Source organism: Brevibacillus sp. B_LB10_24 (genome assembly GCF_046036945.1).
Classification (GTDB): domain Bacteria; phylum Bacillota; class Bacilli; order Brevibacillales; family Brevibacillaceae; genus Brevibacillus_C.
Genome location: NZ_JBJQOQ010000003.1, coordinates 1 through 22,683 on the forward strand (window position 1 = coordinate 1; position 22,683 = coordinate 22,683).

General features: G+C 52.1%; 23 protein-coding genes and 1 other RNA gene. 9 read left to right on the forward strand and 15 right to left on the reverse strand.

Going from position 1 to position 22,683, the window contains the following annotated elements; genetic code table 11:
- Positions 1 to 81 precede the first annotated feature (81 nt).
- From ACI7RC_RS04530 to rnpB, 4 genes are all read right to left on the reverse strand, one after another.
- Complete coding sequence (locus ACI7RC_RS04530) at positions 82 to 1,467, reverse strand: MFS transporter (RefSeq protein ID WP_408107049.1); 1,386 nt, start codon at positions 1,465 to 1,467, stop codon at positions 82 to 84.
- A gap of 185 nt (positions 1,468 to 1,652) precedes the next feature.
- Entirely contained in the window at positions 1,653 to 2,387 is a 735-nt protein-coding gene (locus ACI7RC_RS04535; RefSeq protein ID WP_408107050.1) for a metallophosphoesterase family protein, read from the reverse strand.
- A gap of 120 nt (positions 2,388 to 2,507) precedes the next feature.
- Positions 2,508 to 4,094, reverse strand: a complete 1,587-nt coding sequence (locus ACI7RC_RS04540) for a PAS domain-containing sensor histidine kinase (RefSeq protein WP_408107051.1) — start codon at positions 4,092 to 4,094, stop codon at positions 2,508 to 2,510.
- Positions 4,095 to 4,269: 175 nt separating this feature from the next.
- An RNA gene (gene rnpB, locus ACI7RC_RS04545) (RNase P RNA component class B) lies at positions 4,270 to 4,654 on the reverse strand.
- 163 nt (positions 4,655 to 4,817) lie between these two features.
- On the opposite strand from rnpB, the gene ACI7RC_RS04550 reads away from it, so the two are divergent.
- Genes ACI7RC_RS04550 through ACI7RC_RS04560 form a run of 3 tightly spaced genes read left to right on the forward strand, consistent with a single transcriptional unit; the run spans position 4,818 to position 6,312 of the window.
- Positions 4,818 to 5,420, forward strand: coding sequence for a GNAT family N-acetyltransferase (locus tag ACI7RC_RS04550; RefSeq protein WP_408107052.1), 603 nt, complete (start codon positions 4,818 to 4,820; stop codon positions 5,418 to 5,420).
- Between the two features lie 7 nt (positions 5,421 to 5,427).
- Positions 5,428 to 5,730 carry a HesB/IscA family protein gene (locus ACI7RC_RS04555; protein ID WP_408107053.1) on the forward strand — a complete coding sequence of 101 codons (303 nt, stop codon included), beginning with the start codon at positions 5,428 to 5,430 and terminating at the stop codon, positions 5,728 to 5,730.
- A gap of 21 nt (positions 5,731 to 5,751) precedes the next feature.
- A complete protein-coding gene (locus ACI7RC_RS04560) occupies positions 5,752 to 6,312 on the forward strand; it encodes a gamma carbonic anhydrase (protein WP_408107054.1) in 561 nt (186 codons plus the stop codon).
- Positions 6,313 to 6,350: 38 nt separating this feature from the next.
- Here ACI7RC_RS04560 and ACI7RC_RS04565 read toward each other — a convergent pair whose 3' ends face one another.
- Complete coding sequence (locus tag ACI7RC_RS04565) at positions 6,351 to 7,007, reverse strand: DUF1385 domain-containing protein (protein WP_408107055.1); 657 nt, start codon at positions 7,005 to 7,007, stop codon at positions 6,351 to 6,353.
- 135 nt (positions 7,008 to 7,142) lie between these two features.
- Between ACI7RC_RS04565 and ACI7RC_RS04570 the strand changes: the two genes are divergently transcribed.
- Complete coding sequence (locus ACI7RC_RS04570; RefSeq protein ID WP_408107056.1) at positions 7,143 to 7,424, forward strand: alpha/beta-type small acid-soluble spore protein; 282 nt, start codon at positions 7,143 to 7,145, stop codon at positions 7,422 to 7,424.
- A gap of 41 nt (positions 7,425 to 7,465) precedes the next feature.
- Here ACI7RC_RS04570 and ACI7RC_RS04575 read toward each other — a convergent pair whose 3' ends face one another.
- Positions 7,466 to 7,684 (reverse strand): hypothetical protein, encoded by a 219-nt coding sequence (locus ACI7RC_RS04575; RefSeq protein WP_408107057.1) that lies wholly within the window; start codon positions 7,682 to 7,684, stop codon positions 7,466 to 7,468.
- A gap of 69 nt (positions 7,685 to 7,753) precedes the next feature.
- Between ACI7RC_RS04575 and ACI7RC_RS04580 the strand changes: the two genes are divergently transcribed.
- Complete coding sequence (locus tag ACI7RC_RS04580) at positions 7,754 to 7,921, forward strand: hypothetical protein (protein ID WP_408107058.1); 168 nt, start codon at positions 7,754 to 7,756, stop codon at positions 7,919 to 7,921.
- Between the two features lie 66 nt (positions 7,922 to 7,987).
- Here the strand turns inward: ACI7RC_RS04580 and ACI7RC_RS04585 are convergent, their stop codons facing one another.
- On the reverse strand, positions 7,988 to 8,260 hold the full coding sequence (locus ACI7RC_RS04585; protein WP_408107059.1) for a LysM peptidoglycan-binding domain-containing protein: 273 nt from the start codon (positions 8,258 to 8,260) through the stop codon (positions 7,988 to 7,990).
- 283 nt (positions 8,261 to 8,543) lie between these two features.
- On the opposite strand from ACI7RC_RS04585, the gene ACI7RC_RS04590 reads away from it, so the two are divergent.
- Positions 8,544 to 9,002, forward strand: a complete 459-nt coding sequence (locus tag ACI7RC_RS04590) for a GreA/GreB family elongation factor (protein ID WP_408107060.1) — start codon at positions 8,544 to 8,546, stop codon at positions 9,000 to 9,002.
- Positions 9,003 to 9,057: 55 nt separating this feature from the next.
- Here the strand turns inward: ACI7RC_RS04590 and ACI7RC_RS04595 are convergent, their stop codons facing one another.
- The 4 genes from ACI7RC_RS04595 to ACI7RC_RS04610 all read right to left on the reverse strand — a co-directional run bounded on the left by ACI7RC_RS04595 (position 9,058) and on the right by ACI7RC_RS04610 (position 14,239).
- Positions 9,058 to 9,438 carry an ion channel gene (locus ACI7RC_RS04595; RefSeq protein WP_408107061.1) on the reverse strand — a complete coding sequence of 127 codons (381 nt, stop codon included), beginning with the start codon at positions 9,436 to 9,438 and terminating at the stop codon, positions 9,058 to 9,060.
- A gap of 163 nt (positions 9,439 to 9,601) precedes the next feature.
- The gene (gene gabT / locus ACI7RC_RS04600; protein WP_408107062.1) at positions 9,602 to 10,957 is read right to left on the reverse strand and encodes a 4-aminobutyrate--2-oxoglutarate transaminase; all 1,356 of its coding nucleotides are present in this window, start codon (positions 10,955 to 10,957) and stop codon (positions 9,602 to 9,604) included.
- A gap of 168 nt (positions 10,958 to 11,125) precedes the next feature.
- Positions 11,126 to 12,547, reverse strand: a complete 1,422-nt coding sequence (locus tag ACI7RC_RS04605) for a sigma-54 interaction domain-containing protein (protein ID WP_408107063.1) — start codon at positions 12,545 to 12,547, stop codon at positions 11,126 to 11,128.
- 162 nt (positions 12,548 to 12,709) lie between these two features.
- Complete coding sequence (locus tag ACI7RC_RS04610) at positions 12,710 to 14,239, reverse strand: fumarate hydratase (protein WP_408107064.1); 1,530 nt, start codon at positions 14,237 to 14,239, stop codon at positions 12,710 to 12,712.
- 279 nt (positions 14,240 to 14,518) lie between these two features.
- Between ACI7RC_RS04610 and ACI7RC_RS04615 the strand changes: the two genes are divergently transcribed.
- Complete coding sequence (locus ACI7RC_RS04615) at positions 14,519 to 15,211, forward strand: tetratricopeptide repeat protein (protein ID WP_408107065.1); 693 nt, start codon at positions 14,519 to 14,521, stop codon at positions 15,209 to 15,211.
- A gap of 9 nt (positions 15,212 to 15,220) precedes the next feature.
- On the opposite strand, the gene ACI7RC_RS04620 is transcribed toward ACI7RC_RS04615, so the two are convergent.
- The gene (locus ACI7RC_RS04620; protein ID WP_408107066.1) at positions 15,221 to 15,910 is read right to left on the reverse strand and encodes an MBL fold metallo-hydrolase; all 690 of its coding nucleotides are present in this window, start codon (positions 15,908 to 15,910) and stop codon (positions 15,221 to 15,223) included.
- Positions 15,911 to 16,156: 246 nt separating this feature from the next.
- Entirely contained in the window at positions 16,157 to 16,747 is a 591-nt protein-coding gene (locus tag ACI7RC_RS04625) for a hypothetical protein (protein WP_408107067.1), read from the reverse strand.
- Positions 16,748 to 17,211: 464 nt separating this feature from the next.
- Between ACI7RC_RS04625 and hutH the strand changes: the two genes are divergently transcribed.
- A complete protein-coding gene (gene hutH / locus ACI7RC_RS04630; protein WP_408107068.1) occupies positions 17,212 to 18,705 on the forward strand; it encodes a histidine ammonia-lyase in 1,494 nt (497 codons plus the stop codon).
- 77 nt (positions 18,706 to 18,782) lie between these two features.
- Positions 18,783 to 19,292 (forward strand): acyl-CoA thioesterase, encoded by a 510-nt coding sequence (locus ACI7RC_RS04635; protein WP_408107069.1) that lies wholly within the window; start codon positions 18,783 to 18,785, stop codon positions 19,290 to 19,292.
- 250 nt (positions 19,293 to 19,542) lie between these two features.
- On the opposite strand, the gene ACI7RC_RS04640 is transcribed toward ACI7RC_RS04635, so the two are convergent.
- Entirely contained in the window at positions 19,543 to 21,150 is a 1,608-nt protein-coding gene (locus ACI7RC_RS04640) for an amidohydrolase (protein WP_408107070.1), read from the reverse strand.
- A 25-nt stretch (positions 21,151 to 21,175) separates the two neighbouring features.
- Entirely contained in the window at positions 21,176 to 22,528 is a 1,353-nt protein-coding gene (locus tag ACI7RC_RS04645; RefSeq protein WP_408107071.1) for an APC family permease, read from the reverse strand.
- Positions 22,529 to 22,683: the final 155 nt, after the last annotated feature.

Here is a 22,683-nt window from a genome sequence, read left to right on the forward strand (position 1 = left end):
GGGTCACTTTTTTCAAAGTGTCCTTCTTATGGGTCACAGTTCAAAGCAGGAGTTCCGGTTTCCTTATTTTAACATCCCTGATTACTGTTCAGCCGCGCCCTCCGAAGCTCCCGGCCGCCGCCTGTACGCGCAAGCAAACATACCCCCGCCCAAGAGCACGGCCGCGATAAACAGCAGCGCCATGTTGCTGTAGAGAAATGCCACCGTGTCAGTCACGGTCGGAAGGGCGGGAAAGTCCAGCCAGCGCTTCGTCAACAGACCTCCGACGACAGATACGCCGATCCCTTCGGCCAAAAAGCAAAAAAAGTTCAGCAGTCCCATGCCGGAACCGGCCTCTTCCGGTGCCAACGCTTCGGCGACGCAAGTGGAAACGACCGTTTTCACAAACGAAAGACCGCCGAAAGTCAGAACCAGCGCTCCGGCAATCAGCCATGGCGATCGGTCGGGAAACAGTGAAATGAGCAAGAATCCCGCAGCGATCAAGCATAACCCGGCCAGCATGGCGAAAATGGGTCCCCGTTTGTCAACCAATACCCCGCCGACGACTCCGAACAAAATCACGCTCATGGTGCCGGGAAACAGGATGCCGCCTCCGATGAGGCTTGTCGCCAGTTGATGCACATCCCGCATCATGTAGGGAACCATGGAAATAAACCCGGCCACCGTTCCCAGCTGCACGCCCCCGGTCAGGACACCGACGATATACTTTTTTCTTCCAAACAGGCCAGGCTCGATAAAAGGACTCCTGGCATGTCGGATGCGCAAGGCGAAGCCGATAAAAAACAGCGTACTGGCTGCCAGGTACCCCCAGTGGTATCTCGTCGTGAAGACCGTAAACATCACGATCCCGAGGGACAGCAGGGACGCCCCGAGCAGATCGATTTTCCCTTTTGCCCCAGGTTCCCGCGGCAGTGTCCGCAGAAAAAACGGGAGCGACAGAAGCGTGATCATCGGCAGCGCGAACAAATAGGACCAATGAATATAATCGGCCACGATCCCGCCGATCACCGGTCCGACACCCTCGCCCAAGGCTACGACCGATCCGACCGCGCCGAACGCCTTACCCTGGTTTTCCGGGGCGATATAACGCGCGACCATCACCATGATCAGCGCCGGAACCGCCGAAGCTCCTGCCCCTTGGATAAAACGCGCGATCAGCAAAACGGAAAACCACGAATGGAACAACAGGCCGATCAGCGAACCCGTGCCGTACGTTACCAGGCCGAACAGCAGCAGTTTCTTCAGGCCGTACACATCCGCTAATTTTCCATACACAGCCGTGCCGATTGCAAAAGAGAGAATAAACCCCGTATTTACCCAGTTCGCCGCGGCTGGCGCGATGCCGAAATGGACTGAAATATCGGGCAATGCTACGTTAAACACGGTCTCGTTGAGCACACTGAAAAAAGCAAGGATGCTCAGCCAAGCCAACGCTTTCCGGTTGCTGGCCGAATGCGGTTTTTTCACCAAATGAAACCCCTTCCCAAACTAAGGGGAATCACGCAGTTTACAGGGCCATTGATGCGCTATCCCCCATACATTGTGCCCTCATCTGCATTGCGTACCTCATCCTAACGCCTCCAATCGAAATAATAGCAAATTATACCATATGGATGAGCGTCCTCCAAGCGAATCAGTTAATGACCATTACTTTATTTTCCAAACGGACTGGTCGCGGTACGAATAACGCGCATCATCGTTTCCGCGTTAGGGTATTCCAACTGTTTGTATTGGGCCGCAACCTGTTCCACATCGTAAGCGACCCGTTCGATCGAGATCCGGTACCGGTCCCCTTCTGCCTCCACGATTGCGTAAGAGGAGCGGGCGAGACCGTCAAACGGCAGACCTACGCTGCCGGTATTGACCAGGCATTTCCCTCCGATATAGCGGACATATGGCAGATGGATGTGAGAATACATGTAAATCGACGCGTCACGGCCGGACATCAGCTTGTCGCTCAGCTCATCCGTCTTTAGATCGGGCAGAACCACTTCAAACAGACTGTCTGGGGTCGCGTGGAAGGCGTGAATCCACAGCGCCTCGGAAACAGGAACAACCAGTTCAGTCGGCAAGGAATCCAGCCAGGACAGGTCTTCTTCCATCAGCCGGGAGCTCGTCCACTCCTGTTCGCGATTCATCATCTCCAGCATACTGTCGGGCACTTCCCCCTGACGTACACCCCTTACCGTCCATTCGTCGGCATTGCCCTTGATCACCTGTGCCCCAAGTGAGCGAACCATGTCTATTGACCGCTTAGGCTCCGGCCCCCGGTAGGAAATGTCACCCAAGACGAAAATGTCGTCCACCTTTTGCGCTTTTACGTCCCGGAGCACCGCCTCCAGCGCGACCGCATTGCCGTGAATGTCGGACAGAAAAGCCAGCTTCATCTCTGATCAACCACCTTGTACGGAACGTATTTCCCACATCATACCATACCCGGACGTAAAACAAGCCGGTTTTCCCCATGTGAAGAGGTATAACCGGCCGCTTTTTCCATGTTCTACGCTTCAGACTTTATCAATCGGCAAAATGACTTCGACGGTCGTCCCTTTCCGTTCCTCGCTCTCAATGTGGATCCTGCCGCCGTGATCTTCAATAATTTTATAACTCACCATGAGTCCAAGTCCGGTTCCTCTTTCCTTGGTCGTATAAAACGGTTCGCCCAGCCTCTCAAGCGTGGCCAGTGGGATGCCAGACCCTTGATCGATGCATCGTACACTAACATGCCTGTCGTCAAACCAGCCCGCTTTGACGGTTACCGTCCCTCCGTGCGGCATCGCTTCGATAGCGTTCTTCACCAAATTGATAAAGACTTGCTTTAATTGGTACTCGACACACTTCAACAGGGGCATGCCGGTATCAAATTCAGTTACAAGCTGTACGTTATGAATAATGGCCTGTGTCTCCAGAAGGGTGATCACTTTTTCCAGGATGGTCAGCAGGTTGTGTTCCCGCTGCAGGGTAACTTGGGGTTTTGCCAATAGGAGCAATTCGCTGACGATGGAATTGATCCGCTCCAATTCAGACAGCATGATGTCGATGTACAATTTGTTGTTATGCTCGTCCGATTGCAGCAGTTGGGTAAATCCTTTCAGCGCTGTCAAAGGATTGCGGATTTCGTGGGCAACTCCTGCCGCCAACTGGCCAATGACAGATAATTTGTCGGAATTTCGGATAAGATCTTCTGTTTTTTTTCGTACGGTGATATCGCGGGTGATTGCCGAGATACCGACGACCTCTCCCTTTGCATTGTGAATCGGCGACAGGGTGATGCTGACATCAATCAGTTCGCCATCCTTGCGGCGACGATGGGTCTCATGGCCAATTACCTTCCCGCCCAGCCCCACCTTCGCATACATCTCCACAGCTTCACCAAACAATCGCTCTGGAATGTACTGTAAAATATTCGCATTCAGCTCTTCTGCCGTCCAATTGAAAATGTGGCAAAATGCTTTGTTGACTCTTTGCACCTTGCCGTCCAGAGAAATCCATGCAATGGCATCGGCTGTGCTGTTAATAAACGATTCCAGCTGTTCTTTCGTCTCTCTGAGCTCCGCTTCCGTCCGTTTCAGCTCGGTAATGTCCACGCCCGACCCGATCACCTCTGCCACTTCTCCACAGCGAAAGATCGGCCGCAGCCTGGCAAAGTACGTGACCCCGTTTATCTCCGAGCTTTCGTATGTAACCTCCTCTCCCTGCCATGCACGTTCGTAGTACTCTTCTTTGCGCTTAACAAATTCTGCAGGATAAAAATGTGAGAGCTCTTTGCCGACCACCATTTCCGATGTCAGACCCAATCGTGCCAGCAGTTCCCCGTCACACAACGTATGGATAAAGCGGCCGTTTACCTTTTTAAACTTGAAGATCAACCCCAGCTGCAGGGCAATCGTTTCCTGCAGCTCATGTTGAGCCACGGCCAGGTTCAAGCACTTCACGTCATCGCCTGAAGAAAGCGCTTTCATATTCTCTGGCGTTCGTTCAAGCATAGTCTTGCACCTCGGCTCCAAAACCAGCTTTTGCCTTCTCATTCTCATGACTCGTTCATGAAACATATGGGCCACAACCGTTTTGTCACTGCCAAAATGATCGTGCATCCGGCTCGTTTTCCCCTTTTTACTCTCAGCATAGGGGAGAAGCGTATGGGGGACAAGTAAAAGGTTGCGACACGCTTCGACAGTATCCGTGTCAGTATCAAAAAAAAGAGACATGTCCGCCAAAATGGCAGAAATGCCTCTTTTTTGCAAGTGTAAATTGGATACCTTCAAGAAATGCTGTAAGCCAGGTTCTGTCTCTTCTGTGCTGCAAACGGGTCGCCCCTCGCACACGAAGCGGTAGTCATCTATCTATGGCAGTTTAAACTGCCATCTGTCCGTCCGTTCAATTCCTTCGGGACAGTTCCCCTACCAAAATTTGGGTTTCTCGCTCGCAGGGTTTACCTCGTTCCATCCTCCCTGTCGCCAGGGAAGCTGCGTTTCTGTGGCACTTTCAGCGTACTCGGGTCTGCGTGAGAACCCTTTTCGCGCCGTCAACGAGATCGCTGTCTCGCTGCCCTAGTTTGCACTAGGTACGAACACTCCAGGCATCTCAGCCTGGGCGAGCCTGGACTTTCCTCTGCCGCCGGTCGTGATGACCGCGACAGCGACTACCCACATTTCTTGCTGTATCGTAACAGTAGCAAAAGTAAATGTAACACATCTTGAAACGATTGGTCAACTGATTTTCCTTGGCAGCAGACGATAAATTTTCCTTGTCACTGATTGTTCAACCATTTATAATAGAATATCCGAATTTGTCTAAACAGATACGGGGGGCACGTGATGGATCTCTTTCATTTGAGAATAAACGGCAGCAGGGTATCCCTTCGGCTCCTCTCTGCCGAGGATGCACCTGCGTTTCTAGATTACCTCATTCGAAATAAAACGGAACATCAACCCTTCATGCCGCTGCGTGAAGCAGACTATTTCACCCTTGAGACGGCAGAGCGCGTCACAGACCAAAGAATGCTGGTAGAGGCGGACCAGCAGTACATGTTCGGCATTTTTTCCCGGGAAACGGGGCAGTTGATCGGAAAAGCCAATCTATCCAAGATTACACGTGCTGCCTTTCAAAACGCCTTCCTCGGCTACGACATCGACCATACCGTCCAAAACAGGGGATACATGACCGAAGCGATCCGGATGGTCACCGCCTTCGGATTAAACGCATTGGACCTGCATCGCATTCAGGCCTCGATCATGCCGCGAAATCTGGCTTCTCAGCGCGTCGCGGAAAACGCCGGCTACATCCGGGAAGGCTATAGTGAAAACTACATCAAGATCAACGGTGTCTGGGAAGACCACGTCATCTACGCTATCACGTGTGAACGATATCATCGCCTGCCGCCGTCACTCAAATACGCCGGAAGAATCGAAGGGGGGTAACGGCAACATGATTACGATCACTCCACTCGCTGCCGCCCGCCTTGCGCTGACGATCGCAGACGAACCTGATGCCGACCGTTTAGGCATCCGGATCGTGATGACGACGACAGGCTGCAGCAGCGTTTCCTACAGTATCGCCATAACCGAGCGGTCAGCAGGAGAACAGACTGCCACGTTTTCGGGAATTCGGGTATTTTACCGCGAGGAGGACTTGCCCCTCCTAACCGGGCTTGTCATCGATCTCAACCGCACGAATGGCCGCCTGCAGCTTTTTCATCCGAACCCGCCAAACAACTGTCCACTATCTTAATCGAACAAGGAGGCTTCACTCATGCTGATACTGCCTTTCAACGGAAAAATGCCAAAAATCGATGACTCCGTCTTCCTCGCCCGGGGTGTCCTGATCTCCGGGGACGTAACCATCGGAGCCGATACGTCTGTCTGGTACAACACCGTCATCCGCGGCGACATCTCTCAAACGATTATCGGAAGCCGCGTCAGCATCCAGGACAACAGCACCCTTCACCAAAGCCCAAATACTCCGCTGGTGATCGAAGACGAAGTGACGATTGGACATAATGCCGTACTGCACAGCTGCCACGTCCGCAGAGGCGCGCTGATCGGCATGGGCGCGATCGTACTTGACGGTGCGGAGATTGGGGAGGAGGCGATGGTAGGGGCAGGTGCCCTGGTGCCCCCGAGAATGAAAATTCCGCCCCGCACCCTGGTCGTCGGCTCGCCCGCAAAGGTAAAGCGGGAGTTGACCGAAGCAGATTTCCGGGAACTGATCCGCGTTCGGCAGTCCTATGTCGAGAAAGGAAAGATCTACAAGCAGTTGGAAGAAGAGGCTGCCGCACAAATAGAAGGCAATCGGTCAAGCGGCGTAAAGTAAAAAAAGGAGGGGCGGCTGCCAAGTCCGCTCTCCTTTTTTTACGCGCTTTTTCCCCGATAGTGTTCAAACATCTGATACGAACGAATCGCCGTTTCCAAATGGATCCGGTCCGGCTCCATCGTCGTTACATGCCGCTGCAAAAAGCCGGAAAGGCGATAAAACGGCTTCATCCACCCCGGCCGATACGTCTGCCCTAGCGAGCCGGCGATGACGCCTAGTGCGCCGCACAAGACACTCCACCCCAAAGGCAAAAACAGCAGCGCAAGCAGAAAGGAGACAAAAAAATAGGTGACGTAATTTGTGGAACAACCGCTGTTCACGATCGATGCCTGCCTGATTTCCTGGATCGCTTCCAGCCGTTTTATCCCGCTGTAGCTGAAGACTTTATGCTCTGCCCCGTGGAATTTTTTCAAACGGCGGGGGAAGATAAAGTGAAAGCCTGCAGCGTACAGCACCAGCCACAATGGATGTAATTCCCCGTATACAGGAAAAAACAGATAGAGCAAAATAGCGAGGTGAAACAGGTGATACGGCCAGGGAAGTGAAAGCAGCACCCGCCACCATATTTTACCCAGTGTTTTCGGGGTTATCGGTTCTGCCCAAACGTGGATGACCCCGCGCTTCACTTCCGCACAGGCGAGCACCCGGCGATTGTGAAAAAACACGCCGCGTCCGAAAGAAACACCCATAATCAATCGTCCGGCCACCTCCTTAAGCTGAAAACCGATACTATGTGTAATTCCAGTATAACACGCTGCCAGGAGGAATGGACCGCCGAAACAACTTCTCCTCACCTGGGTATCCTAAAGGAAAGACGGAGGTGAAGATCAATGAGTCGAAACCGAAGGCCATTGGTGCCGGGTTCCCGGGAAGCCCTTGACCTGTTGAAAGCCCGATTGCAGAATGTTAACAAGCCGGAACAGGCGAAGTATAAAGTTGCCGATTCACTCAACATTCCTCTCTCACACGGTTACAATGGACAGCTTACCTCGCATGACGCCGGAAAAATTGGCGGCGAGCTTGGCGGAAGTATGGTGAAAGAGCTGATTCGCTCCGCCCAAATTGCTTTGACGGCAAATGATTCAGCTGGCGAAAACAAGCAGACAACATGAAAGGAACCGCTCTGCAAGCCGGTTCCCCTTCAAACGGAACATCAGGTTTTCAGCCGGCGTTTCCGCCTTTGGTCAAAATCCAGTTCTTCTGCCACTCTAAGGGATCGCGGTCGACCCATCATGGATTTGCCGATTTGATTCACATGATGAATGGAATCAAACATAGTGTCTAAAACCTCTACCAGTTCCCGTATTTGTCCCATTTTTCCGCGAACTCCCTCAAAATGATAGCGAATATCTCTTCCATTCAAACGGATCATTCTCCCACCTCCTCGATGTAATCCCCTGGTATCACCCTATGCAGGGGACGACCCGGAGGATAAACGGTAGTGGAGCAGGATCCGCCCATTTTTGCTTGGCTGCTTCAAATCATACTGGGACGTTCGCCGGTCCGTGAACACAGAAATGCGGCTCTGCTTTTCGGCAAGCTTAAAGAAGAGAATGGCTCCGCCAAAATGCTTGGCGAAGCCATTGTTGTAAACCAAACCATACGATAGAGTCGCTTTGGGCGCGGAACGAAGCTGCTTTTCCGATTGAACGTGGCTATCACAGCGACAATTGGCTCACCTCACCCGTCGTTCCAGCCGGTCTACCCTCCTATTCAGCTCATTCACCCGCTGTTCAAGATTATCTACACGTCTGTCCAAATCGGCAATCGTGATTCCGCCTGGCCCTGGCCCGGGTGGACGTGTCGTTGTGGGAATGAACAGCGTTTGGCCTGCGAACAGGAAATACGGAGGCTGCAAGCCGTTCTGGCGAATGATCACATCCGTCGGCACACCAAATCGGCGGGAAATGGAATATAATGTATCACCGGGTCTCACTACATAGTTCACATGTATCCCTCCTCATGTTATACGCTACTAGGGTATGATCCCAGGAGGGCGGGTGAAATAGACCTGTACCCATTTTCGGGCAGTTTGGTCGCTAACCTATCGGCAAGCCTGAAATCGCTTTCTTGGATGGACTTTCCATCCGGTTATGTTATGATAGTAATTATAGGGTCCCTTGATAATCCCAAGGGGCTTATTATTTTATCAGGGGGGAACATTATGCAGTTATGGGCCAAACCTTATTACGTCAAGACGGGCAAGATGTGCTGCAAAGGAGAGGAATACTATGAACCTTAGTCATCGGCAGGCATACAAAGACAGTCTTGTCAAACAACTCACTTACTTCGACGAGCAGAAGTCCGCTTTTTTGGACCATCACTTTCCATACTCCAGCGAGGGACTGAGGGAACGGCAAAAGGTTGACCGATTGTTGGTCCGGTACATGTCTGAGATTGAGCGGATGGTCTCGGCATCTGAGGAAACAACGCTGCAATCAACGGTTTTGATCGGCAGCAAGGTAACGATCAAATATACAAATGACAACGAAACTGAAACGTTGACGATATGCTTTCCAGACCAGACCGACCCCGACGCCGGGTACATTTCCTTCCTCTCCCCGTTCGGCATGCAGCTGCTGCTCGCCTCGAAAAACGAGCGGATCCAGATCGATACGCCCGCAGGTTCTCTGGAGGTATCCATCGAGGAGATACAGTACAGCGAAGGGGAAGGGCTCACATCCGAATAAACGCCGAAATGGCTTCTTGACATCCCCTGGAGGCACCTCTCCCGGGGATGCGCTTTTACCGGTCCTTCAGCAGCGACCCCAGCAGCCTGAGGTTGCGGCTGGGAAACAGGATGTAATTGACCACCAGAGCGATGGGCAAGATCAGCCCGATAATTGATTCGATCACCGCGACCAATCTGGACAAGCCAAAGGGGGTAATATCGCCATATCCGCCTGCGGCCAGTGTCATGCCGCTAAAGTACATGGTACGGGTCAACCCGCTGTACCAATGTCTGGTTTCGGACTGCGGGCTAAAGTGATCCTTCAGGTACCCGAGTCCCCAGATCTCCAGAACGAAGTAGATGCAGGAAAAGAAGAGAATGATATTGAAGTAAAGCAGTACTAAAGCGATCAGATTGTACAGCAGGATGTACAAGTTTTTCCGTTTGGCCGCCATACCCAGCGATTCCTTTCAATGAACGATTACTATAACTTTATTTGGGAATCGGACAAGTATGAATGAAAAAATACTGCTTCGCTTCGTCCTTCAAGTTATTCGGCTGCAAAATGACGAAAAGACGCGGGGAAAACATGAAGTCCCCCGCGTCCATTTTTGCTGACTACACCCTCGCCGGTGCCAGCAATTCCTTCAATACATCGGTGATGATATCCAGACCTTCTTGCAGTTGTTCGTCGCTGATGACAAGCGGCGTCAGGAAGCGGATCACATTGCCGTGGACTCCTGCGCTAAGAACGATCACACCTGCTTCATAGCTGCCTTTGGTCAGGCTGGCAACCAGATCTTTGGCTGGACTGCCTGTCACCGGATCGATAAATTCTACCCCGCACATTGCACCCAAACCGCGCACTTCCGCAATCACCGGGAATTCAGCCTGCAGCGCAGTGAAGTGCCGGCGAATCGCCTCCCCGATTGCTTTGGAGCGATCCAGCAGGTTTTCCCGTTCCATTTTCTCGATGACAGCAAGTGCAGCGGCGCAGCCGAGCGGGCTGCCTCCATAGGTTCCGCCGATTTCACCCGGACTTGGCGCATCCATGATTTCGGCACGGCCGGTTACGGCACTGATCGGCAGACCGGCAGCAATAGACTTGGACATCGTGATCAAGTCCGGCTCGATGCCGTAAATCGTACTGGCAAACATCTCACCCGTACGGCCGAAGCCAGTCTGGATTTCGTCGGCAATAAAGAGAATGCCGTGTTTTTTACAGATTTCATAGACGCCTTTCACGTACGCAACCGGTGGAACAATAAATCCGCCTTCGCCCTGCACCGGCTCCATGATGACAGCAGCGATCTCTTCCCCTGCCACTTCGGTCAAGAGGAAATCTTCAAATTGGCCGACGCAGAATAGCGCATACTCTTCTTTCGTCATCTGTTTTGGGCGATGGAGCGGGTACGGGAATGGCGCTTTATACGTTGCCGGAGCGAATGGGCCCATTTTGAATTTGTACGGCTTTACTTTGCTGGTCAAGGACATTCCCAGCAAGGTACGTCCGTGGAAGCCCCGGGAGAAAGAGACGATACCAGGGCGCCCGGTGTATTTGCGGGCGATTTTCACAGCGTTTTCCACAGCCTCAGCACCGCTGTTCAAGAAAATGCTCTTTTTGGCAAAGTTCCCTGGAGTGATTTGGGCAAGTTTTTCAGCCAAGGCAATATACGGCTCGTACATCGCTACGTTGAAGCATGTATGAATATATTTTTCTGCTTGCTTTTGAATCGCTTCGACCACCTCCGGCGGACAATGGCCGGCGTTAAGCGTGCCAATGGCTCCGGCGAAGTCGAGGAACACGTTGCCGTCGACGTCTTCGAGCAACGCTCCCGAAGCTTTCTCGGCAAAAACGGGCGTAATCATGCTAATCCCTTGAGGAACATACTGCTTTCTTTTCTCGATCAGTTCCTTCGTCTTCGGTCCTGGTACACTGGTAGCTAAAGAGACAAAACGGCGGTTGTTCTTCATCAGACTCATCCTCTTCTTGAAAAGTTTTTCTGCAGATTGGAATACCTACATGACTAGTATATTTGCAATAAGTATGCCAACTATTGCATTACCCGCAGGAAGAGGTTTTCGGTTCCGGTGAAAATACGCATCAATTCATTATTGAATAAAAAGGCGGTTTCGTTCAATTCATAATTGAAATTTCGATTCACTTTTGAATTGAGGTTTAACACCAATCTTCTGCAGCTTCCGCACCGCAGTAGGTTGGCTAATACCCAGCATTTCGGCGATCTCTGCCGTCGTTCGGCAGCGCTCAGCCGCGTAACGTAGCCACTTCTCCTCCACCTGATCGAGCACTTTCTTTAACGAGATGGGCTGAATCTGCTCGACGCCAGGCTGTTGCTCATAGGTCTCGCGAATCTCCCCCGGCAGATGGTTCGTCGTAATCACGTCTTCGTCTACGGTCACCACGAGCCGCTCCAGCAAATTTTCCAGCTCCCGCACATTCCCCGGCCATGCGTAGTGAAGCAAGGCACTCGTCGCCTCCGAATCGAGGCGCTTGCTCAAGCCGTATCGTTCGTTTAGTGAACGAATGACGACCTTTATCAGGGCCGCTATGTCATCCAGTCGCTCTCTCAGCGGCGGGATGTAGATCGGCACCACGTTCAGGCGAAAGTACAGATCTTGGCGAAACGTGCCATCCTTGACCATCTGCTCCAGATTGCGGTTGGTGGCGGCGATCAGCCGAAAGTCAACATCGCGGTAGGTCGTACTGCCGATGCGCTGCAGCCGTTTCTCCTGAATGACTTTCAGCAGCTTGGCCTGCAGCGTCAACGGGAGTTCACCCAGCTCGTCCAAAAACAGCGTACCCTGATCGGCGAGTTCGATGATTCCCTGCTTCCCCGCTTTGCTGGCACCGGTAAAAGCGCCTGCTTCGTAACCAAACAGCTCCGATTCCAGCAGTCCTTCTGGAATGGAGCCGCAGTTGACCTCGACAAACTGCCCGCTCGCCCGTCGGCTGTTGCGGTGTATCTCTTTGGCAATCACATTTTTTCCCACTCCCGACTCTCCGAGCACCAACACGGTAGAGTCGACCACGGAAACTTTTTTAACCAGGCGCTGGACGGCTTTCATCTCTTCACTGACAGCGACAAACCCTTCAGCAGATATGTTTTTCTCCCGCAATTCTTCTATCTCATTTTCAAACTGTTTTAATTGTTGAGTCAGCGTTTCGTATCGGCGCTTCAAGTCCAAAATTTCCGTTAAATCGTGTGAGTAGCTGATGATGGCACTCAGCTCCCCGCTGTCAGACCAGATGGGAAAGGCGGACACCATCAGCTTTTGCCCGCGGTGTGTCTCCTGCATCATCGTCTGCGGTGCCAGCTGGTCTATCACTTTGCGAGTGACAGAGGGAGAGAAGATTCTCTCTTCCTCCAACTGAATTACATTTTTCCCCAATAACTCTGACCGGTCAATCCCGTAGATCTCTTTACACGATTCGCCGACGAGACGAACGTAGCCCTGTTTGTCGGTGACCATCAGATGATCGCGGGAAGTATGAATAATGCCTTGCAATACTTGTTGCATCCATTGCGCTTCGGCGCTTTTCATAAGCCAGATCACCTCCCTTTCTCGCCTGCTCTCGCTCAGGGATATTCTTCTTTCATTATAAAGTTTTTTGGGAGCCGATCCAGTTTTTCTTGGTTTGCCAAATAAACGGGGGAAAACAAAAAAACCTTTGGAGGCTTTTCATCCTCCAAAGGTTTTTGCACATTATTGAAAGACTGGCTCGGCGAATTGGGCTAACTTTTCCTTCGAGCTCTTGTCGACATCGGCGTGCAAGCTGTTGCCGTGGGCGTCCATCGTGACGATGGCGGCAAAGCCTTTCACCCGCAGGTGCCACATCGCTTCCGGGATCCCGAATTCCATCAAATCGACGCCTTCCACTTTTTCAATGCAGTCGGCGTAATACTGGGCGGCGCCGCCGATCGCATTGAGGTAGACGGCTCCGTGCTCTCCCAATGCCTTCAGCGTCTTCGGCCCCATGCCGCCCTTGCCGATGACGGCGCGGATGCCAAATTTCTTGATGATATCGCCTTGATACGGCTCCTCGCGGATACTGGTCGTCGGTCCGGCTGCCTTCACATGCCACTCGCCCGCCTCGTCTTTCAGCATGACAGGACCGCAGTGGTAGATGACGCCGCCGTTCAGATCGACCGGACTGTCGTGATCCATCAAGTACTTGTGCAGCGCATCGCGTCCGGTGTGCATCATTCCGTTGATGATGACGACGTCGCCAACCTTCAAGCTGCGGATCTGCTCCTCGGTAATCGGCGCCTGCAGTACGACTTCGCGCCGCTCCGGCGTGCTCGCTGATTCGGCTGCACTGGTATCCATCGGAACCACTTCGTCTTTGTACAGATACTGCTTGATTTCGCCTGTTTTCGCGTCGAGGCGTACACCCTGACGACGGAACGCCCAGCAGTTGTAAGCGACTGAGACGAAGAAGCTGGCCGGCAGGCGGTTTTCCACGCCGACTTTGCAGCCGAGCAGGGTGGTGTTGCCGCCAAAGCCCATGGTGCCAATACCCAAATCGTTTGCCTTGTCCATGATGTAGGCTTCCAGTTCAGCCAACTGCGGATTCGGGTTCACGTCGTCTACCCGGCGGAACAGCTGATGCTTGGCCAAAGCATAACCGGATGTCCGGTCGCCGCCGATCCCTACTCCGATAAACCCGGCGCTGCAGCCCTGACCTTGCGCCTGGTACACCGCGTGCAAGATGCACTTGCGGATGCCGTCCAGATCGCGTCCTGCTTTGCCAAGCCCCTCCAGCTCGCAGGGAAGCGAGTACTGGATGTTCTTGTTCTCGCAGCCGCCTCCTTTTAGAATCAGGCGGATCTCGATATCCTCTTCTTCCCACTGTTCAAAGTGAATCACCGGAGTACCTGGACCTAGGTTGTCACCGGTGTTTTCACCTGTCAGCGAGTCGACGGAATTCGTCCGCAGTTTGCCCAATTTGGTCGCTTTGGCCACTGCTTCATGGATCGCTTTTTTAATTGTGATCTGGTTGACGCCGACCGGTGTCTTGATTTCAAAAGTAGGCATCCCGGTGTCCTGGCAAATCGGCGAGACGTTTTCCTCCGCCATGGTAATATTGGTTGCTATGGTGGAGAGAGACAGGGCGGAACGCGTTCCTGCATCTTCCTTGCGCTTGGCTTCATTAATTGCACGGCGCACATCAGGCGGCAGATTGGTTGACGTTTCCGTAATCAATTGAAGAAGACTCTCATTCAACTTTTCCATCCATGACGCTCCTTATTAAGTAGAATCAGTACAAAACGAAACACGATCTATTATACCATATCGGGCAGCATCTTGAACTGCTCCCTGAAACGTTTTCCGCGTTTCCACGTCTCGTCAAATAAGGACAATTTCTTCTACTACAGCAAAACTCCCATCTGTGTTAAGATGAATTATGTCCCTCTACATTTACACTTGGCCCAGCCAAGCATCGTGTGACCATCTCCGCCTGGCGGGCACCCAAATAGAATTCCTTCGACTGGAAAGGATGTGCGCACCCTTATGGGATTGCTGGATTTCAATACCGTTTCGGTTTTGAGCGGTATTGCGGTTGTGCTGCTTGTTGCATTTTTGCGTCTACACTGGCCTTTTCGCTTTCAATACATGGGCTTTTTGTGGAAAAAGAACCCTGACCGCCTGATGCGGTGGCTGGAAAAGTCTTACCAAAAGAACCGTTCCCGTACCGTCGCAATGCTGGATAAGTCGACGTGCGAAATAATGGCAGGCAATTATGAAGGGGCGGAAAAATTCATCGTTGAGGGGCTGACTGCTTGCAAGGAAGCTCCCACTTTGTTTAATCAAGCAATGGTTCATTACTTGTTCTACAATTTGGCCACTGTTTACTTCTACTCCGGAAAGTACGAAGAGGCTCTGGATGTCGCCTTTCGCGTATTTGAACGGGACCGCAGATTAATGGGCGCCCTGGGTGTTGTCATCTGCGCCCATGCCCGGCTGGGCGATGTGCAAGGCGCGATCGAAGCACTCCGCATTTTGCCGAAAAAAAAGGGGCAAAAGGAACTGCGATTGTTCTGCCAGGCAGAAATCTCCGCCGCCAAAGGGGATTACCAGCAGGCAGTCTGGCAGATTAAACAAATCTTTGCCCTTCCCTACTCTCGCACGATGCATTTGCACCAGGGCCAGTTGGAAAAGCGGCTGGAAGAATGGACGAAACAGGCCTCATCCCATGCAGGGTGAGGTCTCTTTCTATGTAGTTACCACTTGCAGCACCTGCCGCAAAAATTCCTGGATCTCCCCTTTTAGTACAGTGCCGTGTCCAGTCGCCAGGTACTCGCTCGGCCAGAGGGAAAGCAGCCGGACCCCCTCGGCAAATCCTTTCACTTTATCCGGATGTTTCTGTTTCCATTTTTTAACAACTTTAAGGAAGGCGCTTCGTCTTTCCGCTTCGTAGCCGATGCCCGCTCCGAGCGGTTCCCCGTAAAAGCTGAGGTGATCCCCTGTAAAGCAAACTTTGCTTTCCGGGTCAAAAAACGCAACGGAGCCTGCCGTATGTGAAGGAAGCTGATGGAAAAACAGGTGCGGCACCTTTCCCTTGCTTCCGGTAAAGGTATGGCCAAACAGAGTCTGGGAGAAATCGTCCAGTTCAAAAAAATCGTCCAGGTGTATCCAATTGTTTCGGGAAGGAAAGATCTCGACGTTTCCGATGTGATCGGGGTGCCGATGGGTGCAGTACACGCATTCAATGGCGTCGTTTACCGCGCCGATCTCTTGCAGGGCCTGTTGGACATAGGAACGATGTTTGCGCAAATTAGTGTCGATCAGTACAAAACGGTTGTCTTTTGCGATCACGTAGTTGTTGATGTAGCTGTTCCAGGCATCCTCATAAGTGAGGATGGCCCAGACGTTTGTGGTGATTTGAAACGTGGTGTGAGTCAAGTTCAGCTCCTCTCCTCTCCCTTATATTCATTCCCTCCACTTCCGCAATCATTGTTTATCTCTCCTATTATACATGATCTGGTGAAAAAAGGCTTCACGAATTCCGCTCGATTCGCGTTGGAGACTTTGGTACTTCAATTATCTGTAGAAGTTCAGGATTCATTCAGACGCTGCCCTGCCATTCCTGAAAAGAAAAAAGGACGCCAGCTCGGTAAAAAAGAGTGGCGTCTTGACCTGCTTCTGGGGTTAGCTTGAAGACGAGGAACAGGCGCAGCGGCCCCAGCGGTGTCCGGAGTAGTGTGAACTGCTGTCCATGCCGTAACACTTCGAGTAGTAATGATACATGCGGTCCCGATGGTGCCTGTAGTGTTTGTAGTACATCCGGTATTTTTTCGGATGGTGGCGGTGCTTGTGGCATTTGTACTCGTAGTACTGCATTTGGTCCATATGGTAGTAGTACTTGTGAATATGGATTTCTACCTCCACTTTCGGTTTCGGCCTCATCGGCTTCTCGTGCTTGGGCGGATTCATCGGCGGCGGCGGGGGTGGCGGATTGATCGGCCGCACCGGCACTTTGTGGTGCTTCGGCGGCGGGTTGGGAGGAAGATTGGGCGGTATGTTAGGCGGCGCCTTATGATGTTTGGGTGGCGGGTTGGGCGGCAGGTTGGGAGGAAGATTAGGCGGTATATTTGGCGGTACCTTGTGATGTTTGGGCGGCGGATTTGGAGGCAGATTAGGTGGTATGTTAGGCGGTATATTGGGCGGCACCTTATGATGTTTGGGCGGTGGCGGAGGCGTTACGGACTCCGGCAGCGGTACCGGTTTTTTATGTTCCACGCGACAACACATCCTTTCTGGTTATTAACACAGTACATGGTATGACATTTACCCCTTGCGAGAAACGACACTTGCCTATTTATCACGAATTGCCTATGCCCTTTTTTTCTTTAACAGCAAATTCTACATTTTATCCTATCGACAAAAGGAAAACCAAGGCCACTGCCTTCTCAGGCGTTCGAGAAAAACGGCGCAGACCCGCAAATGGCCATTGACGTTTGGAGAAGGTGTATTACAATGAAAGGTAAGATCTGAAAAGCGGGGAAGAAAAAAATGCATAGGAAGCGGCATGCCATTGGTAAAAACCGCATATTGGCCCATGTAGAGAGGTTAGGAATTCGTTCCTAACCTCTTCTTTTTTTGGTTCTCTGCTCTGCTAAAGCAACCATGCCGCTGATCAGACACGGTACGGCAGACAAGTTTCTCTGCCGTTTAAGACAAGATAATGTTGAGGAGGAATCAAGATGATTACCTTGCAAGGAGACAAATTGACGATTGAAGAGGTCGCCGCCGTCGCAAGGCAGCATGCGCAGATTGCGCTGACTAACACAGCGGTTGACCGTATCCAGCGTTCGCGCCGGATGGTGGAAAACATGGTAGAGGAACAAAAGGTGGTCTACGGCATCACGACCGGATTCGGCAAGTTTTCCGATGTCCTCATCTCCCGGGAGGATGTCAGCCGCCTGCAGGAAAACCTGATCATGAGTCACGCCTGCGGAATGGGCGATCCCTATCCGGAGGAAGTCGTACGGGCCATGATGTTGCTGCGGGTGAACGCCCTGTCGAAAGGCTTCTCCGGCATCCGGCTGGAGACGATTCAACTGCTGATAGAGATGTGCAATCGCGGGGTACACCCTGTCATCCCGCAGCAAGGATCGCTTGGCGCCAGCGGAGATCTGGCTCCGCTCGCCCACCTCGTCCTGGTCATGCTGGGAAAAGGTTCGGCTGACTACAAGGGGAAACGCTTGCCCGGAGCCGATGCCATGCGTGCTGCCGGATTGTCGCCCATCCGGCTCGAAGCCAAGGAAGGACTCGCCTTGATCAATGGAACGCAGGCGATGACCGCGCTGTTGTCTCTGGCCTTGTACGACGCCAGAATCGCTGTGGAAAGCGCGGAAGTAATCGCCGCGATGACTGTGGAAGCGCTGCGGGGCATCCCGAAGGCATTTGATCCGCAGCTGCAGTCCGTCCGTCCCCATCCCGGCCAGCAAACGACCGCCAGCCGGCTGCTTGCGCATCTGGAGGAAAGCACGCGGACCAGCGGCCAGGGAGAGCTGCGCGTACAGGACGCCTACAGTCTGCGCTGCATCCCGCAGGTTCACGGCGCCGTTCGGGATACGCTGGAATACGTCTGGCAAACCGTACAGCGCGAATGCAACAGTGTGACAGACAATCCCATCTTGTTTCCGGAAACGGGTGATGTGATTTCCGGCGGCAATTTCCACGGGCAGCCCATGGCCTTTGCCGCCGATTTTCTGGCTATTGCCGCAGCGGAATTGGCCAATATTTCCGAGCGGCGGACGGAAAGGCTGGTCAACCCGCAGTTAAGCGGATTGCCCGCCTTTCTGACAGAAAACGGCGGTCTTCATTCCGGTTTCATGATTGCACAGTATGCGGCTGCCTCGATCGTCTCCGAGAACAAGGTGTTGTGCCACCCCGCCTCGGTAGACTCCATCCCGTCTTCGGCCAATCAGGAGGATCACGTCAGCATGGGCACCACAGCGGCCCGCAAACTGAGAACCGTCGTGGACAATGTTTTCCGCGTTCTGGCGATTGAGTATCTGGCAGCGGCACAAGCGCTCGATTTCGGCAAAGGCAAAATGGGCCGCGGCACTGAGCGTGGCTACCAAGAGCTTCGCCAGGTGATCAGCCACCTCGACCACGACAGAGAGATGCACCCGGACTTGGCCAGGGCGGAAGAGCTGCTTAAAGCAGGGAAGCTGGCCTGGATGTTGTGAAACACGGCATAGTTGGGTAGAATAGGATCGACCCAAAAAGAGATAACCGATATTATGACAGGAGATTGGAGAGAATCATGCAAGCAAAACCGATAAGTGGTTCCCGGACCTACATGACCGACATCGTCTTCCCGCCGGATACCAACTTTCACGGCACGATCTTTGGCGGGAAAGTCATGGCCTACATCGACAGGATCTCCAGCATCGCCGCTATGCGCCACTGCCGCCAAAGTATCGTCACAGCATCGACGGACAGCCTGGACTTTTTAAACCCGATCCGCGTCGGACAGGCGATTAGTCTGGAAGCGTTTGTCACGTGGACACACAAAACATCGATGGAAATTTTCGTAAAAGTGGAGTCCGAAGACCTGTTAACCGGCACGCGGCTGTTAACGGCCACTTCATACCTGACCTTCGTTGCTGTCGACAAGGATGGGAAGGCCATTCCCGTCCCGCCCGTCTACCCGGAAACAGAAGAAGAGAAGTTCCACTTTAACAGTGCTCCCGAACGCTACCAGCTTCGCCAGCAGCGGCGCGCCCACCGCAAGGAACACCAGCAGTTCTACGCTCCGAGCCAGATGAGATAAAAAGCAAAAAAGAGGGGGCCCCAAAATCCCAGATTTTTAGGCTAAGGGATCCCCTCTTTTTAACCAAAAAAACAAGAAAACTGTTCTCCACCAGAAGGGAACAGTTTTCTTCAAGTCCATCCATGCTTACGAAAAGAAGCAACCCAAGAGTCGAAGCAAACAAACGGTCAACGCCAACTGGGGAGCAAAATTCGATTTGCTGACATCAGCGTTAGCCACAGCAAAACAACATAAAAAGCAGCTGCTTACATTACTCGCTTTGATAGACGATTTTTCCATCCATCACGGTCAAAACGACTTTGGCATCCTTGATCCCGTCGGCCGGGATGCTGAACAGATCGCGATCGAGCACCGCTAGATCGGCGAACTTGCCTTTTTCCAGCGTGCCCAATTCGTGCTCGCGATGGACGCCATACGCCCCGCCGAGCGTGTAATACCGGATAGCATCGGCAAGCGAGATCGCTTCCGCTTCATTCCACTGTGCCTGCTCGGCATAATCCATCCGCGTAACGGCACGATGCAGCCCCAGCATCGGATTGATCGGCGCAACCGAGAAATCGCTGCTGAAGGCAAGCGTCGCGCCCGCATCCTGCAACGTTTTGCAGGTGTAGCAATACGCCGATTTTTCTTCGCCGATCGGCTTCAGGTAACCCTCGGCTGGTATCAGAGCCAGATGCACCGGCTGTATGGAGGCGATAACGCCCAACTCTTGGAATCTGGAAATATCAGCGGGATTGATGACCTCCACATGCTCCACGGCATGCCTGAGATCGTTCGTTTGATTTGCTTTTTTCGCTTCTTCAAAGGAATCGAGCGCAAGCCGGATCGCCCTGTCCCCAATCGCATGCAAGCGGACTTTGAAGCCTTCCTTGTCTGCCTCTGCCACCCACTTCTTGATATCCTCCTCGGGGAACGCCGGTTCTCCGTGTGAGTCCGGCTTATCCCGATACGGCTCTAGCATATAGGCTGTATGGCCGGTCACAACCCCATCGACGAATTGCTTCAGCCCGCTCATTTGCAGCTTTTCCGAGCGAAATTCCTCGCGCAGCGCTTTTGCCCGCTTGATGTCCCCATTCAACGGCGGATAAAAATGAATGCGCGTCGTCAGCTTTCCTGCTTCATCGAATGCTTTGTATAAGCCGTAATCATCCAAGGCCTCATTCGCCCGACTCCCGTACAAATCATCCACAGAGGTGATTCCATATTTGGCGGCGTGTACCAAAAAGCCTGCGAGCAAGGCTTCCTGTTTTTCGCGGGGAAAGGCGAATGCAATTTTTGTGATGAGCGCCATCGCCGATTCGTGCAAAATGCCGGTTACATCCCCCTTTTCATCTTTGTCGATGATGCCAAAGTCTGGCGCAGGTGTGGATTCGTCGATTTGTGCTCGCTCAAGTGCACAACTGTTGACCCATCCGTAGTGCGCCTCCACATTGAGGAGAAAAACAGGTCGATCGGGCAAAAGGCGATCCAATGAGCTTTTATGTGGGTCCTGCTTGCTCTCCCAAGCGTTCCGGTCCCAGCCAAAGCCGATGATCCATTCGTCTTCAGGGTGAAGATCGGCGTATTCCTTCACCTTCGCAGCCGCTTCTTCCTCCGATTTGGTGTCACCGAGCTTCACGCAGAAGTTCTCGATGAGACTGCCCATCATGACATGAAGATGGGCATCATGGAATCCGGGTACAATCAATTGATCGGTATACGTCAGCTCTTTTGTGTTATCGCCCTGGTAAGCACGGCTCTCCTCGATCGGGCAGACATCCACGATTTTGTTGCCGCGAATAATGACAGCCGCTTCCTCGGGCTGGTTTTGCAAGCCGGTGAACACTTTGTTTCCTTTCACAATCAAATCTGCTTTCATGTGTATCCTTCCTTCCATGTATGAATTAGGCTGCATCGATCTCCATTTGTGGCGGCTTTTGCCTGAAGCATTTTGTCAAAACAAGGAGATAGATGAAACCGATACAAAACCAGATGATTCCAAGCATAATTGAATAGGAGTCCAGACTGATTAACAGATAAAGATCCATCACAGTCCCGATGATCGGAAAGAGCAGATTGCGGAACAGACTCCAGCCTGCACGTTCTTTTTTATGGACAAAGAAGTGCAAAATAACTGAAATATTTACACAACTAAAAGCGAGAAAAGCGCCAAAGTTGATGAGTGATGCCGCCGTTCCCAGCGTCATAAACAGTGCCAACAAGCCGATCAGACTCACGAGCAAGAGGTTGAAAATGGGTGTTTTCCAGATTGGGTGCAGGTAGCTAAACATCTTCCGTGGCAGCACGCCGTCCCGCCCCATCGAATAAAGCAGGCGTGCGACGCTGGCATTGGAAACCATCGCAGAGCCAAAAGTACCGGTAGTGATCATCACGAGAGCGAAGGTAGCCAAAAAGTCGCCACCAATGTATTGAATAACGACAAAGGCTGCTGAATCAGGATCGGGAAAGGATGCATAATCAGGATAGTTGATTTGAGAGAGATAAGACACGAGAATGAAAATGAAGCCTCCGACCATCGTCACGATCAACACCGCTCGCGGAAGCATTTTTTCCGGATTCTTTACTTCTTCGGCAAATGTCGTAACCGAATCGAACCCCAAAAAGGAAAAACAGAGAAGCGATGCACCAGCAATAATCGTAGAGAAGTTTGTTCCTTGCTGGTAAAACGGAGACAGCGAAAACAGGTGGAAAACGCTTTGGTTGGTCATCATGTGCCTGATCGACAAAAAGCAAAATATCACGATAAACAGAATTCCGATAAGATTGATCAAAAGATTGACATTAGCTGCCAGCTTGATACCTCTGATGTTGATGACGGTAACGATCACGAGCATCAGCAAGATCCACACATACTCGGGCACCGACGGAAATCCGGCATGCATAAAGCTGGCAAAAACCAAGTAATTGACCATCGGGATAAACAGGTAGTCAACCAGAATACTCCAACCGACCATGAAACCAACGGAAGGAGAGATTGCCTTTTGGGCATAAGTATAGGCCGAGCCGGAAATCGGGTAAGCCTGGGCCATCTTTCCGTAGCTAAGTGCAGTGAAAAGCATTGTAACTAATGCTAGAATGTAAGCGGCGGGCACCATCCCATGCGTCAGTTGGGCAGCAATTCCATACGTGCTGAATACAGTGCCCAGGGCCATGAAAGAGATTCCGAACAAGACAAGCGGTGCAATAGTCAGCGTTCGTTCCATGCGGGTGTTTTCCAACAAGCGGGTGTTTTCCAATACGTATTCCTCCTTTAAGAATGTGGATCGCTTTTCTCAGGGCAGGAAGCCGCGATGTAAACGCTTTCTCGTTTACCTGACTTAAGCGCAGCCGCTTCTGCCCTACTTCGATCTTTATCAACTGTGTAAAGGTTTCCATTAATAAAGATCAGTTC

Bases quoted from the DNA above. Each gene is read 5' to 3' on its own strand.
- hutH (WP_408107068.1), top strand. From the start codon at position 17,212: ATGATTACCTTGCAAGGAGACAAATTGACGATTGAAGAGGTCGCCGCC.
- ACI7RC_RS04615 (WP_408107065.1), top strand. From the start codon at position 14,519: ATGGGATTGCTGGATTTCAATACCGTTTCGGTTTTGAGCGGTATTGCG.
- ACI7RC_RS04555 (WP_408107053.1), top strand. From the start codon at position 5,428: ATGATTACGATCACTCCACTCGCTGCCGCCCGCCTTGCGCTGACGATC.
- ACI7RC_RS04610 (WP_408107064.1), bottom strand. From the start codon at position 14,239: ATGGAAAAGTTGAATGAGAGTCTTCTTCAATTGATTACGGAAACGTCA.
- ACI7RC_RS04560 (WP_408107054.1), top strand. From the start codon at position 5,752: ATGCTGATACTGCCTTTCAACGGAAAAATGCCAAAAATCGATGACTCC.
- ACI7RC_RS04595 (WP_408107061.1), bottom strand. From the start codon at position 9,438: ATGGCGGCCAAACGGAAAAACTTGTACATCCTGCTGTACAATCTGATC.
- ACI7RC_RS04590 (WP_408107060.1), top strand. From the start codon at position 8,544: ATGAACCTTAGTCATCGGCAGGCATACAAAGACAGTCTTGTCAAACAA.
- ACI7RC_RS04640 (WP_408107070.1), bottom strand. From the start codon at position 21,150: ATGAAAGCAGATTTGATTGTGAAAGGAAACAAAGTGTTCACCGGCTTG.
- ACI7RC_RS04635 (WP_408107069.1), top strand. From the start codon at position 18,783: ATGCAAGCAAAACCGATAAGTGGTTCCCGGACCTACATGACCGACATC.
- ACI7RC_RS04605 (WP_408107063.1), bottom strand. From the start codon at position 12,547: ATGAAAAGCGCCGAAGCGCAATGGATGCAACAAGTATTGCAAGGCATT.
- ACI7RC_RS04570 (WP_408107056.1), top strand. From the start codon at position 7,143: ATGAGTCGAAACCGAAGGCCATTGGTGCCGGGTTCCCGGGAAGCCCTT.
- ACI7RC_RS04550 (WP_408107052.1), top strand. From the start codon at position 4,818: ATGGATCTCTTTCATTTGAGAATAAACGGCAGCAGGGTATCCCTTCGG.
- ACI7RC_RS04575 (WP_408107057.1), bottom strand. From the start codon at position 7,684: ATGATCCGTTTGAATGGAAGAGATATTCGCTATCATTTTGAGGGAGTT.
- ACI7RC_RS04535 (WP_408107050.1), bottom strand. From the start codon at position 2,387: ATGAAGCTGGCTTTTCTGTCCGACATTCACGGCAATGCGGTCGCGCTG.
- ACI7RC_RS04540 (WP_408107051.1), bottom strand. From the start codon at position 4,094: ATGCACGATCATTTTGGCAGTGACAAAACGGTTGTGGCCCATATGTTT.
- gabT (WP_408107062.1), bottom strand. From the start codon at position 10,957: ATGAAGAACAACCGCCGTTTTGTCTCTTTAGCTACCAGTGTACCAGGA.